Below are 14,435 nucleotides of genomic sequence, written 5' to 3' on the forward strand. Positions count from 1 at the left end.
TGACCGCCCGTGGCCACTCGCCTAATGTGACTGCGGACGTGCCGGAATAACCATTCCACGGCAATCACGCGCTATCCGAAGCCTTCCGTTCCGTAACGATCATGCGCCATCCGGGGCCTTCCATTCCGCAACGATCATCCGCGTCGCTGGTCCCGCTGAACTTCGCGCGGTCTCAACACCGAAAGAGGGTGATTGGCAATGCATGCTGCAGATGCTGTTGATTTTGTCGAGGATCGGTCATCTGAGTCGAATGTGGCGATGATCGATGTATCGGTGCCGGCGGCTTTTGCGGCTCAGGCGCTGCGGTCCCCGGGTGCGGTGGCGGTGCGGTGTGCTGGACGGGAGCTGACGTACCGGGAGTTGGACGAGCGGGCGAATCAGCTGGCGCACCGGCTGGTGGGTCTGGGGGTGGGGCCGGAGGCGCCGGTTGCGGTGCTGATGGAGCGTTCGGTTGATCTGGTGGTCGCGCTGCTCGCGGTGCTCAAGGCCGGGGCGTTCTATCTGCCGTTGCACAGTGGTTATCCGCTGGAGCGGATGCAGTGGATCGTGGACGAGACGTCCGCGCCGGTGCTGCTGGCCGACCGGGTGATGCGTGAGCGTGGTCTGCCCGGCGGTGCTGCCCTGGTGGTGGTGGACGAGGATGTGCAGCTGGCGGGGCTGCCGGTCGGTGAGACGGGTGTGGAGTGCCGGCCCGAGCAGCTCGCGTACGTGATGTACACGTCGGGTTCGACGGGGCGTCCCAAGGGGGTGGCGGTCACCCACCGCGACATCCTCGACCTGGTCGTGGACGGGATGTTCGGGGCGGGTGCGCACGAGCGGGTCCTGATGGTGGCTCCGTACGCCTTCGATCCCTCGACCTACGAACTGTGGGTGCCGCTGCTGCACGGCGGGCGGACGGTTGTGACGCCTGGAGATGATCTGAGTGTGGCGACGCTGGCCCGGCTGATCGCTGAGGAGGCGATCACCGGGCTTCAGGTGACGGCGGGTCTGTTCCGGGTGATGGCGGAGGAGGACCCGGGCTGTTTCGCGGGTGTGCGGGAGGTGATCACCGGCGGTGACGTGATCTCCCCGACCGCGGTGCAGCGGGTACTGGAGCACTGCCCCGACACCGTCGTGCGGTCGACGTACGGTCCGACCGAGACCACGCTGTTCGCCACCCAGGCCCCCTGGACCACGGCCGACGATGTGCCGGCGCCGATACCGGTCGGGCGTCCGCTCGACGGCATGCGCGCCTACATCCTGGATGGCAACCTGCAGACGGTTCCGGCAGGAGCCACCGCCGAACTGTATCTGGCGGGTGCGGGGTTGGCCCGGGGCTACTTCGGGCGTGCGGACCTGACGGCCGAGCGGTTCGTGGCCGATCCCTTCGGCCCGGCCGGCAGCCGCATGTACCGCACCGGCGACCTGGCCCGCTGGTCCGGCCAGGGCCTCCTGGAATTCGTCGGCCGGGCCGACGACCAGGTCAAGATCCGCGGCTTCCGCATCGAACTCGGCGAGATCGAAGCCGTACTGGGCCGTGTCCCGGGGGTGTCCCAGGTCGCGGTCACAGCCCGCGAGGACCAGCCGGGCGACAAACGCCTCGCGGCCTACGTCGTCGCCGAGACCGGCAACGACACCCTGGGCACCGAGGCCCTGCGCGCGCACGCGGCCGGTCTGCTGCCGGAGTACATGGTCCCCTCCGCGTTCGTGATCCTCGACCGGCTCCCGCTGACCACCAACGGCAAGATCGACCACCGCGCCCTGCCCGCCCCGGACATGCCGACGAAGGCCGGAGCCGGGCGCGGTCCGCGGACCCCGCGGGAAGAGATCCTCTGCGGACTGTTCGCCGAGGTACTGGGCGTACCCACGGTCGGCATCGACGACAGCTTCTTCGAGTTGGGCGGCCACTCCCTGCTCGCCACCCGCCTGGCCAGCCGCATCCGATCGACCCTGGGCATCGAACTTGCGGTACGAACCCTCTTCGAGGCCCCCACCGTCGCCGCCCTCACCGACCGGCTCGCGGAAGCGGACTCGGCCAGGCTCGCACTGACCGCGATGGAGCGCCCGGCGCGGATCCCGCTGTCACCCGCGCAGAACCGCCTCTGGTTCCTCAACAAACTGGAAAGGGCGAGCGCCACTTACGTCCTGCCGCTCGCAGTCCGACTTTCAGGGAATCTCGATCGAGCAGCTCTGGAAGCGGCGATTGCCGACGTGATCGGCCGGCACGAGACCTTGCGGACGGTGTTCCCGGAGGTCGACGGGGAGCCTCAGCAACTCATTCTGGAGCCCGACCAGGTCCGCCCCGAGCTGCCTGTGGTGGAGGTCGAGGCAGCGGACCTGGACGAGGCACTTCGAGCCGCCGGCAACACCGCCTTCGATGTCACTGTCGATCTGCCGCTGCGGGCCAGCCTGTTCGCCACCGGCCCGGACCACCACGTCCTGCTCCTGGTCCAGCATCACATCGGAAACGACGGCTGGTCGCTGGCCCCGCTGGCCCGTGACATCAGCCTTGCCTACGCCGCACGGTGCGCGGGTACGGCGCCGAGCTGGTCACCGTTGCCCGTGCAGTACGCCGACTTCACGTTGTGGCAGCGCGAGCTCCTCGGCGCGGAAGACGATCCCAGCTCTCTGGTGAGCAGGCAACTGGGCTTCTGGAAAACCGCCTTGGACGGAATTCCCGACCAGCTCGAGCTGCCCTTCGACCGTCCTCGGCCGAAGGTGGCCGACTACCGTGGTGACACCGTCCCGATCAGGATCGACGTCGAGCTGCACCGTGCGCTGATCGGCCTGGCCCAAGAGACGAACACCACGCTGTTCATGGTGCTCCAGGCCGCTCTCGCCACCCTGCTGAGCCGACTGGGCGCGGGATCCGACATCCCGCTGGGAACCCCGGTCGCGGGACGCACCGACGAAGCACTCGACGACCTCGTCGGCTTCTTCGTCAACACCCTGGTCCTGCGGAACGACACCTCAGGGAACCCGACGTTCCGAGAACTGCTCGCCCGGACCCGCGAGACCGACCTGGCCGCCTACTCCCACCAGGACGTACCGTTCGAACGACTGGTGGAGATCCTCAACCCGGAGCGGTCGCTGGCCCGCAATCCCCTGTTCCAGGTCATGCTGGTGATGCACAGCAACGCGGCCCCCGCGTTCGAACTGCCCGGTCTCTCGGCCGTCGCCGAAGACCTCACCAAAGACGTGACCAGCTTCGATCTCACCTTCAACTTCTACGAGGTCACAGACGGCGCCGGAGAACCCGCGGGGCTCGACGGCTTCCTGGAGTACCGTACCGACCTGTCCGACGTGAGCACCGCGGAGCGGTTCATCGAGGGTCTACGCCTCCTGCTGGCTGCCGTCGCCGAGCGCCCCGACCTGCCGATCAGCACCGCCGAACTGCTCTCCCCGACCGAGCAGAGCGAGCTGCTCGCCGAGGGAACAGGGGGCCCGGCCCCTGAGCACCGGTTCTTCACCGACCTGTTCCAGGAGCAGGCAGCGCTCCGCCCCGACGCACCGGCGCTGGAGCACGAAGGCACCGTACTCACCTATGCCGAGCTGAACACGCGGGCCAACCAAGTGGCCCGCCGGCTGATCCGGCAGGGCGTCGGCCCCGAGCAACTGGTGGCGCTGGCCGTGCCCAGGTCGGTGGAGATGGTGGCGGCACTGCTGGGCATCCTGAAGGCCGGCGCCGCCTTCCTCCCCGTCGATCCGGAGTACCCGGCGGACCGCATCGCGTTCATGCTTGAGGACGCCGCCCCGGTCCGCGTGCTCACCAGCCGAGCGGTGGCCGCGCGGCTCCCGCAGGGCGGCCCGGCCACCCTGGTCCTCGACGACCCTGTGGCCCTGGCCGGACTCGACGGTTCCGACCCCACGGATGCCGAGCGGACCGCTCGGCTCCGGCCCGACGACCTGGCATACACCGTCTACACATCGGGCTCCACCGGTACGCCCAAGGGCGTGGCCGTCACCCATCGCGGCATCTGCGCGCTGGCCGCCACAGTGGCGGAGAAGTACCAGGTCCGGCCGGACGACCGTGTCCTGCAGCTGGCCTCGATCAGCTTCGACATGGCCTTCGAGGACTTCCTCCGGGCGTTCTGCTTCGGCGCGACGCTTGTCGTCCCCCCGCCCGGCCCCCTGGTCGGGGACGCTCTCGGCGACTATCTGGAGCAGCGCCGGATCTCCTGCGCCGACATGCCGCCCAGCGTGCTCGCCACCCTGCCGGCACGGCACTTCCCCGCCCTGCGCGTGCTGAGCGTCGGCGGCGAGGCGTGTCCCCCGGCACTGACCGCGCGCTGGGCGGACGGACGGCGGATGCTGAATCTCTACGGGCCCACCGAGTCGACCATCTCGGCGACGGCCAGCGAGCCGCTGTCCGGCACCGATCCGTCCGCGTCCACCCCCATCGGAGCCCCGGTGAGGGGCACCCGAGCGTACGTCCTGGACGAGCATCTGCGGCTGGCTCCGCGAGGGGTGCCGGGAGAGTTGTACATCGCGGGCGCGGGCGTGGCCCGGGGGTACCTGCGTCGCCCGGGACTGACGGCGGAGCGGTTCGTGGCCGACCCCTTCGGACCGGCCGGAGGCCGGATGTACCGCACCGGTGACCTGGTGCGGTGGCGAGGTGACGGCCAGCTTGAGTTCGTCGGCCGGGTCGATGACCAGGTGAAGATCCGCGGCTTCCGCATCGAGCTGGGCGAGATCGATGCGGTGCTGGGTCGTCACCCGGCGGTGTCACAGGTTGCGGTCGTGGTGCGGGAGGACCGGCCGGGTGACAAGCGTCTGGTGGCCTATGTGGTCGCTGAAGCCGGGAGCGATGGGGCGGACGCGGACGCCTTGCGTGCTCATGTGGGTGGGCTGTTGCCGGAGTTCATGGTTCCTTCGGCGTTCGTGGTGCTGGACCGTTTGCCGTTGACGACGAACGGCAAGCTGGACCGGCGGGCTCTGCCTGCGCCCGTGTTTGAAACGGAGGTGGGCGGTCGGGGTCCGCGGACTCCGCAGGAGGAGATCCTGTGCGGGCTCTTCGCGGAGATCCTGGGCGTGCCGACGGTGGGTATCGACGACAGTTTCTTCGAGTTGGGCGGGCATTCTCTGCTGGCGACCCGGGTGGTCAGCCGGATCAGGTCGGTCCTGGGTGTCGAGTTGCCGGTGCGGACCTTGTTCGAGGCTCCCACGGTTGCGGCGTTGACGAGTCGGGTCGCGGAGGCGGATTCGGCCAGGCCCGCGTTGACGGCGGTGGAGCGTCCGGAGCCGGTTCCGCTGTCGCCGGCGCAGAACCGGCTGTGGTTCCTGAACAAGCTGGAAGGGCCGAGTGCCACGTACAACGTTCCGGTGGCGTTCCGGATCACCGGAGACCTGGACGCGGATGTCCTCGAACAGGCATTGAACGATGTGGTGGTACGGCACGAGAGCCTGCGGACGGTCTTCCGGGAGATCGACGGAACCCCGGCCCAGACAGTGCTGGCAGCGGACGCCGTCGACCTGAAACTGCACCACGTCAGCTGTGGCGAAAAGGAGATCAATGCGACCCTGCGGACGGCCGGGCAGTACGTCTTCGACCTGTCCGCCGAACCGCCCCTGCGAGCAACGCTGTTCACCATCAGCCCGAAGAAGCGGGTACTGCTGCTGCTCATGCACCACATCGCGAGCGACGGCGCTTCGATGGGGCCTCTCGGACGCGATCTGGAGACCGCGTTCCATGCCCGCCTCCAGGGTCAGGCACCGACATGGCCCGCGCTCCCGGTGCAGTACGCGGACTACACCCTGTGGCAGCGACAGCTCCTCGGCGCGGAAGAAGACCCCGACTCCCTGGTGCGCAAGCAACTGGCCTACTGGACAGCCGAGTTGGAGGGCAGCCCGGACCGACTTGAGCTGCCTTTCGACCGCCCCCGGCCGACGGTGGCCAGCTACCGCGGCGACATGGTTCCGGTCCGGATCGGCCCCGAGCTGCACCGCACGCTCATCGACCTGGCCAGGGACACGAACACCACGGTGTTCATGGTGCTCCAGGCCGCTGTCGCCACCCTGCTGAGCCGATTGGGCGCGGGGTCGGACATCCCGATCGGCACCCCGAGCGCAGGACGCACCGACGAGGCCCTCGACGATCTGGTCGGTCTCTTCCTCAATACGCTCGTGTTGCGGACCGACACCTCAGGGAACCCGACGTTCCGAGAACTTCTGGAGCAGGTCCGCAAGACCGCCCTGACCTCCTACATGCACCAGGACGTTCCGTTCGAGCGTGTGGTCGAGGCCGTCAATCCGACTCGCTCACTGTCCTGGCACCCGCTCTTCCAGGTCATGGTCGTCCTGCAGAACACCGGTGGATACGAGTTCTCGCTGCCCGGCGTGGTGACTGAAGCCGAGGAGGTATTCAGTACCCGTACGGCCAAGTTTGATCTCGGCTTCATCCTCAACGAGCACTACGAGGCCGACAACCGTCCGGCCGGGCTCGACGGAATGCTGGAGTACAACACCGACGTCTTCCAGAAGGGCACTGCCGAACGGATGGTGGCCCAGCTGGTACGGGTGCTGACACAGCTCAGCGCCGCTCCCGACCGCCGGATCGGTGAAGCGGAAATTCTGTCGGAGACAGAACGCGTTCGGTTGTTGGGTTTGTCGGCTGGGGCGGAGTCTGGTGAGGGGCTCGGGGCTGGTTCGGTGCCGGCGGCTTTTGCGGCTCAGGCGCTGCGGTCCCCGGGTGCGGTGGCGGTGCGGTGTGCTGGACGGGAGCTGACGTACCGGGAGTTGGACGAGCGGGCGAATCAGCTGGCGCACCGGCTGGTGGGCCTGGGAGTGGGGCCGGAGGCGCCGGTTGCGGTGCTGATGGAGCGTTCGGTTGATCTGGTGGTCGCGCTGCTCGCGGTGCTCAAGGCCGGGGCGTTCTATCTGCCGTTGCACAGCGGGTATCCGCTGGAGCGGATGCAGTGGATCGTGGACGAGACGTCCGCGCCGGTACTGCTGACCGACCGGGCGATGCGTGGCCGTGGCGTGCCTGCTGCTCCTGTGCACGTGGTGGTGGACGAGGATGAGGAGCTGGCGGGGCTGCCGGTCGGTGAGACGGGTGTGGAGTGCCGGCCCGAGCAGCTCGCGTACGTGATGTACACGTCGGGTTCGACGGGGCGTCCCAAGGGGGTGGCGGTCACCCACCGCGACATCCTCGACCTGGTCGTGGACGGGATGTTCGGGGCGGGCGCGCACGAACGGGTGCTGCTGCTGGCCTCGTACGCCTTCGACCCCTCGACCTACGCCTTCTGGGTACCGCTGCTGCACGGCGGGCGCACCGTCATCACCCCGGAAGGCGAACTGGGGGTCGCCGAGCTGGCCCGGCTGATCGTCGAGGAGGAGATCACCGGCCTGGACATCACCGCGGGTCTGTTCCGGGTGATGGCCGAGGAGGACCCGGACTGCTTCGCGGGTGTACGCGAGGTGATCACCGGCGGTGACCTGATCTCCCCGACCGCGGTACGCCGGGTGCTGGAACACTGCCCCGACACCGTCGTGCGCTGCGCCTACGGCCCGACCGAGACCACCCTGTTCGCCACCCAGGCCCCCTGGACCACGGCCGACGAAGTGCCCGCACCGATACCGGTCGGACGCCCGCTGGACGGCATGCGCGCCTACATCCTCGACGAGAACCTGACACTGGCCCCGGCAGGAGTGAGCGGGGAACTGTATCTGGCAGGCGCGGGACTGGCCCGGGGCTACTTCGGGCGTGCGGACCTGACGGCCGAGCGGTTCGTGGCCGATCCCTTCGGCCCGGCCGGCAGCCGCATGTACCGCACCGGCGACCTGGCCCGCTGGTCCGGCCAGGGCCTCCTGGAATTCGTCGGCCGGGCCGACGACCAGGTCAAGATCCGCGGCTTCCGCATCGAACTCGGCGAGATCGAAGCCGTACTGGGCCGCTACCCCGGGCTCTCCCAGGTCGCGGTCACAGCCCGCGAGGACCAGCCGGGCGACAAACGCCTGGTGGGTTATGTGGTCGCCGAGCCGGGCCACCACGGGGTGGACACCGAGGCCCTGCGCGCACACGCGGCCGGCCTGCTGCCGGAATACATGGTCCCCTCCGCGTTCATGGTCCTCGACCGGCTCCCGCTGACCACCAACGGCAAGATCGACCACCGCGCCCTGCCCGCCCCCGACCTGCCCACAGCCGGAACCGGACGCGGACCGCGCACCCCACAAGAGGAAACCCTGTGCGCACTGTTCGCCGACGTCCTGGGCGTACCCACAGTCGGCATCGACGACAACTTCTTCGCACTCGGCGGACACTCCCTCCTCGCCACCCGCCTGGTCAGCCACATACGAACCACCCTGAACGTCGAACTCCCGGTAACCGCCCTCTTCGAAACCCCCACCATCGCCACCCTTGTCCGGCAGTTGGACGGGACTCCGGGGAGCTCTTCCGGGGACTCGTTCGGGGTCCTGCTCCCCTTGCGCGCCGAAGGGGATCTCGACCCGCTGTTCTGTATCCATCCGGCGATCGGGCTCAGTTGGGCGTACTCCGGCCTCTTGCGCCATTTGGACCGTCAGCAGCCTCTTTACGGCCTGCAGGCCCGTAAGTTCAGCGATCCGGACGCCGCGGCACCCGGTTTGGAGGAGATGGTCGAGGACTACCTGAAGGAGATACGGACAGTTCAGCCTTCCGGTCCGTACTCCCTCCTCGGCTGGTCCTTCGGGGGCATTGTGGCTCACGCCGTCGCGGTCCGCCTACAGGAGGAAGGCGAGGAAGTCGCTCTGCTCGCCATGATGGACAGTTACCTGCCCACTGACGGCTGGGAGAGCGAGCGGTTGTCGTACGACAGCCCGGAGGTACTGAGTGCCATCGCCGAGTCCATCGGACATGACCCGACATCGCCTGAAAGCCCTCTCGCTGGGCTTGGCTTGGATCGGTTCTCGGCACTGGTCGAAGTCTTCGTGGATATCGCCAACTTGAGCGATCACATCAGTGTCGGCAAGTTCATGGGCGACATACTGTTCTTTGCCGCGACTGCCGACAAGGCGGGCAGTGAACTCGCTCCCGATGTCTGGTCTCCGCATACGAACGGACGCGTTGAAGTACACGCCATCGACTGCGTGCACGGGGCTATGGCCGAGCCCCGCCCGCTGTCCGAAATAGGACAGATATTGGCTGCAAAGCTGGCCGCTAGCGCGGGAAGACAGGGCAAGGCCTGACTTCTCCCTTCCCCCTGTCCAGGGTGCTCTTTCTGTCTCACCGTAGCTGTCCCAAAATTCCGTTCTCGGGAGAATCGTTGAAAGTCACCAGTGAAGAGAAGGCGACCCAGCCTCGCTTGGGGAGCAGTTTCAACAAGGTGTGGGTGGCGGCGATCGCCTCGTCCTTGGGCGACGGCGTTCAGATGGCCGCACTGCCCCTGCTGGCATTCCAGCTGACCAGTGATCCGCTCCTCATCGGTGCGGTCGGCGCCGTCGGTACTCTGCCGTGGTTCCTGCTCGGTCTGCCGGCCGGAGCGCTGGTGGACCGGTGGGACCGGAGAAAGGTGATGCTGCGTGCGGACCTCGTCCGGTTCGCCATCCTCGCCCTGCTCACGGTCGCCGTACTGACCGATCACGCAAACATCTTCCTGCTGATAGTGGCGGGATTCGCGCTGGGCTGCGGAGACATCTTCTTCGACATCTCCGCACAGGCCGTCATGCCGGTGGTCGTCTCCGGGGACCAGTCGCTCATCCGGGCCAACAGCCGGATCTCCGCGGCACAGATCAACGGCGAACAGCTCGCCGGCCCCCCGCTCGGCGGAGTCCTCTTCTCCCTGTCACAGTTCCTGCCGTTTCTGGGCAACGCGTTCTCCTTCCTGGTCAGCGCCGTATGCGTCGGGTCCCTGAAAGGCGACTTCGGCAACGCGCCGACCGGCGAACCGACCCGCACAAGCCTGCGCGCCGAGGTCGCCGAAGGACTGCGCTGGCTGCTCAAACACCGAGTGCTCCGAGCACTGGCCGGCACCGCCGCCATCGGCAACCTCGTCTTCACCGCCAAAATGTCACTGCTGGTCCTGCTGGCCAAGGGCCAGCTCGGACTCGGTGACATCGGCTACGGCCTGCTGCTGAGCTCCACCGCCGTCGGTGCCTTCATCGGAAGCTTCATGTCCACTTCGATCTCCAAGAAGATCCAAGTGGGCAGCATGCGATGCATCGGCATGTCCGTCGAAGGACTGGCCGTCGTCGGACTCGGCCTGACCACGAACCCCTGGGTCGCCGGCGCGATGATGGCCACCATCGGATTCTCGATGAGCGTCCAGATCGTCATCGTCGGTTCGCTGCGCCAGCGCCTCGCACCGGCGGAAATCCGTGGACGAGTACTTTCCGCAAGCCGGCTGATCTCCCTCATGGGCGCACCCTTCGGAGGCGTTCTCGGAGGCTACCTCGCGGGCGCGATCAGCCTGCGGACGCCCTTCATCATGGGCGGCCTCCTCATGGTCCTGGTGGCCCTGCTCAGCCTGCCCGCACTCAGCAACCGCGCCATCCAAGAAGCCACAGAAGAAGCCACAGAAGAAGCCACCACCACAAAAACCACCACCACGCAAACACCGGAAGAAGCCACCGCCACCCCATCGAACCAGGCCGCGTCGAAGTAGTCGCGAGACCACTGTTCCTCCTAGGAAAGCGAGGTTGCATGAACGACAGCGGAGTGGAACTCCTGACCGCCGACCTGAGCACGGATCGACTGCATGCAGCGCTCCGGGATCCGGCGCTCGCCTCCATGAACTTCTTGAACGAAGTGGCCGGCCGCTTCCCGGAGGCCATTTCGCTCGCTGCCGGCCGGCCCAGTGAAGATTTCTTCGACGTCGACGATCTTCCTCGATATCTGCAGATCTTCTGCGACTATCTGACGGCCGAGATGGGTGCGGGCGCCGAACACATACGCCGCACCCTCTTCCAGTACGGCCGGACCAAGGGCGTCATTCACGAGTTGCTCGCCCGGAATCTCGGCTGTGACGAGGGCATCGACGTCGACCCGGAGTCGATCGTCGTCACGGTCGGCTGCCAGGAGGCGATGTTCCTGGTGCTCCGGGCGCTTCGCATGGACGAGCGTGACGTCGTACTGACGGTTTCGCCGGGCTACGTCGGACTGGCTGGTGCCGCGAGGCTGGTGGACATGCCCCTCTGGCCGGTGCGGGAGAACGAGGACGGCGTTGACCTCGGCCACTTGGTCGAGCAGATCGAGGCGGCTCGCGCCGCGGGGAAGCGGCCACGGGCCTTCTATCTCGTCCCGGACTTCGCCAATCCCTCCGGCGCCAGCCTCGACCTGGAGGCCAGGAAGAAATTGCTCGCCATCGCGGCGGAGCACGATCTGCTGATCCTCGAGGACAACCCATATGGGTTGTTCCAGGCCGAAGACGGTCAGCGCTTGCCCACCCTCAAGGCTCTCGACACTTCGCGGCGGGTCATCTATCTCGGTTCGCTCGCCAAGACCTGCTTTCCCGGAGCCAGGGTTGGCTTTGTGGTCGCGGATCAGCGCGTGGCTGGTGCGGATGGAGGCTCCACACTGTTCGCGGACGAGCTGTCCAAGATCAAAAGCATGCTCACCGTCAACACCTCGCCCCTGGCTCAGGCCATTGCGGGCGGCAAGCTGCTGGAGCACGACTGCAGTCTGGTCAAGGCAAATACCAGAGAAATACAGCTCTACAGCCGAAATCTGCGGCTGCTGCTGGAGGGGATGAGCCGACGGTTCCCCCAGGGCGGGGATCACCAGGTCTCATGGAATACACCCGGTGGTGGATTTTTCGTGGTGGTCACTGTTCCGTTTATTGCCGATGACACCGCACTGGAATATGGGGCCAGTAAGTACGGCGTGCTGTGGACACCCATGAGCCATTTCTACGACGGCCATGGCGGCGAGAATCAGCTACGCCTGTCGGTGAGCGTGGTGTCGCCAGACGAGATGGAAGCGGCACTGGATCGACTGGCGATGCTGATCGCCGATCTTTCCGGCAAGGAAATATCTACGCAGTAGTCACCTACTCTGAAGGCCAGGGGATTTCCATGCCGAACAAAGGCATACTCGCCGACGATCTCAACAGGGTGGACCTCACGGACCCGTCCACCTTCCTGCATACCGACATGGAAGATTTCTGGCGGCGCGTCCGGACCGAGCAGCCCGTATATCTGCACCCGGCCACGGAACGCGGGTCCGAATTTTGGGTGGTCTCCCGCCACGCGGACGTCATGGCCGTTCTGCAGGACCCCGAGCGATTCAGCTCGCAGCCCGGGAACATGATGTCCTCGCTGCACAAGCCCGGAGGGGATCCGGCGGCCGGCAAGATCCTGGCGCTTACCGACGCGCCGCGCCACAACTCCATGCGGACGATCCTGCTGAAGGCGTTCAGTCCCCGGATCCGCAAAGGGGTGACGGACAAACTGCAGCAGCGGGTCGACCAGATCCTCGGCCACGCCGTCGGTACCGGGACCTTCGACTTCGCCAAGGAGGTCGCGGAAGTGGTCCCCATGGGGACGATCTGCGATCTGCTGGGCTTTCCGTCGAAGGATCACAAGTACGTGCTCGACCTGAGCCGGGAGGCGGTCAGCGCGGACGACGAGGGGCAGACCGAAGAGGACGTCTGGCTCTCCCGCAACGAACTCCTCATCTATTCCCAGGAGATCATCGAGGCTCGCCGCGAAGACCCGCAGGACGATCTGATCAGCGCGATGGCCACCTGCCGGATCGACGGTGAGCCGATGACCGACGACGAAGTGGTCGTCAACTGCTACGGGTTCATCCTCGCGGGAGATCACACCAGTCGCCTGGCCATGGTCGGCGCCCTGCTCGCCTTCGCCCAGCACCCCGATCAGTGGCTGGCGTTGAAGGAGGGCCGCGTTTCGATTGCCGGCGCGGTCGAGGAGATCGTGCGCTGGACGACGCCGGCGATGCACATAGGGCGGACCGCGACGGCCGAAGTCACCATAGGCGGCCGGACAATCCGCGAAGGTGACCACGTCATCCTCTGGATCACTTCCGCGAACCGCGACGAAAGCGTCTTCTCGGACCCGCACAGTTTCGACCTGGCAAGGACTCCCAACAAGCACCTGGGCTTCGGTTTCGGACCCCACTTCTGCTTCGGGTCGTACCTCGGGCGAGCCGAAATCGCTGCCGTACTGAAGACCCTCATCAGCAAGGTGGACCGGATCGAGCTCATGGGAGACCCCAAAGCGCTCTACTCGACGTTCCTCCGCGGGTACAGCAGCCTACCGGTCTCCCTCATTCCCAGCCGATCCACTACGGAATAGTGGGCTTCCTTTCCAGGCATGCCGAATCGCGCATACTCAGTTCGACTCGAAGGAGTTCACGAAGTGATTGAGGTTGACATACAGGCCCGATATGCGGATGTCCCACCCCTTCACCTGTTGAAGGCGGAGCAGCTCCCCGCCTCAAGAGGTGCCATCACAGGCACGATGAACCAGCGCACCGCGGACGCCCTGCGGACCGTCATCGGCATAACGTCACAGGACACCGACCGACGCGCATTGGCCGCGGTCGACGCCGCCCTGGCCTGCTTGACCTCACCGGCCGCTGCCACCAAGTACACCGATGCGGAGCGAAAAGCCCTGCCGGAGGACCTCTACGAGGAACATGACCTGTTCTTCGGCGCGATCAGGGTCACCGGGAACTCGGTGGAGACGTTCGCTTACACAATGCTCGAATCCCTCCGCAGCCAGCTGAGCGATGCCCTGTCAGCCGGGATAAGCCTCAGCAGCGGTGAACGAGCCGAACTGCGTGAGGCATTCTGGACCACTTTCCACATGTTGTGGCGTATCGGAGTGGCAGGCACGCCGTTCGAGAACGCAGCTCGCGCTCACACGCAGGGCACGGACACGAGAACCGGCGATGTGCAAGGCGGTCCCCTGATTCGCTGGCGTCTCGGTCATCAAGTGTTCTTCGCGCTCATCCAGGCGCTGATCGTATCGGTCGGCTGTCTTGAGGAATTCCTCAAGGACGATCCGGATGATATCGACAGCGCCTGCCGACTGCTTGAGGACGCCACCGCACTGATGATCGGGTCCGGCGCATCGCTGCGGTATGCCGGCGACTTCACCGCCATGCATTACGCGGATGCGGTACGTCCTGCGATGATGCCACCGCACATCAATGCCAAGTTCAGCGGTCTCCAGTTGCGCGATCACCGGATACTGCTCAAGTTGCTCCATCGGGTCAAGCCGTTGGTCGCGTCGCCCGCTCCAGCCGTCGACAAGTCCTACAGGCTGCTGCTCGAAGCGATGTCGACGGCCTACGACGCACACATCTCGGTCTGCTCGAGGTTCGGCGGCGATCGCGAATCGAGTCTCCGCACGCCCGGCTCCAGGGTTCCTGCGGTGGAGGTTCTCCAGCGATTCCGCGACCGACGACTGGGCGCCGCCACGCCGGACCGACCGGCGGAGTAGTTCGGTAATACCTTGCCGCGTGCCTTCGCGGGCATTTGTAGTGTCCCATTCCGCGCCGATCTGTGCTGCCGGGGTCC

General features: G+C 66.5%; 5 protein-coding genes. All 5 read left to right on the top strand.

The genetic code is table 11. The annotated features are described in order from the left end of the window. Positions 1 to 258: 258 nt before the first annotated feature. Entirely contained in the window at positions 259 to 9,141 is an 8,883-nt protein-coding gene (locus tag OG410_RS06195; protein WP_329298196.1) for a non-ribosomal peptide synthetase, read from the top strand. Between the two features lie 116 nt (positions 9,142 to 9,257). Then, entirely contained in the window at positions 9,258 to 10,556 is a 1,299-nt protein-coding gene (locus OG410_RS06200) for an MFS transporter (protein WP_329298197.1), read from the top strand. A gap of 38 nt (positions 10,557 to 10,594) precedes the next feature. Next, entirely contained in the window at positions 10,595 to 11,935 is a 1,341-nt protein-coding gene (locus OG410_RS06205) for an aminotransferase-like domain-containing protein (protein WP_329298198.1), read from the top strand. Between the two features lie 29 nt (positions 11,936 to 11,964). Next, the gene (locus OG410_RS06210) at positions 11,965 to 13,206 is read left to right on the top strand and encodes a cytochrome P450 (RefSeq protein ID WP_329298199.1); all 1,242 of its coding nucleotides are present in this window, start codon (positions 11,965 to 11,967) and stop codon (positions 13,204 to 13,206) included. Positions 13,207 to 13,371: 165 nt separating this feature from the next. Then, on the top strand, positions 13,372 to 14,358 hold the full coding sequence (locus OG410_RS06215; RefSeq protein ID WP_329298200.1) for a hypothetical protein: 987 nt from the start codon (positions 13,372 to 13,374) through the stop codon (positions 14,356 to 14,358). The last annotated feature ends 77 nt before the right edge of the window (positions 14,359 to 14,435 follow it).

Source organism: Streptomyces sp. NBC_00659, assembly GCF_036226925.1.
Lineage (GTDB): Bacteria > Actinomycetota > Actinomycetes > Streptomycetales > Streptomycetaceae > Streptomyces.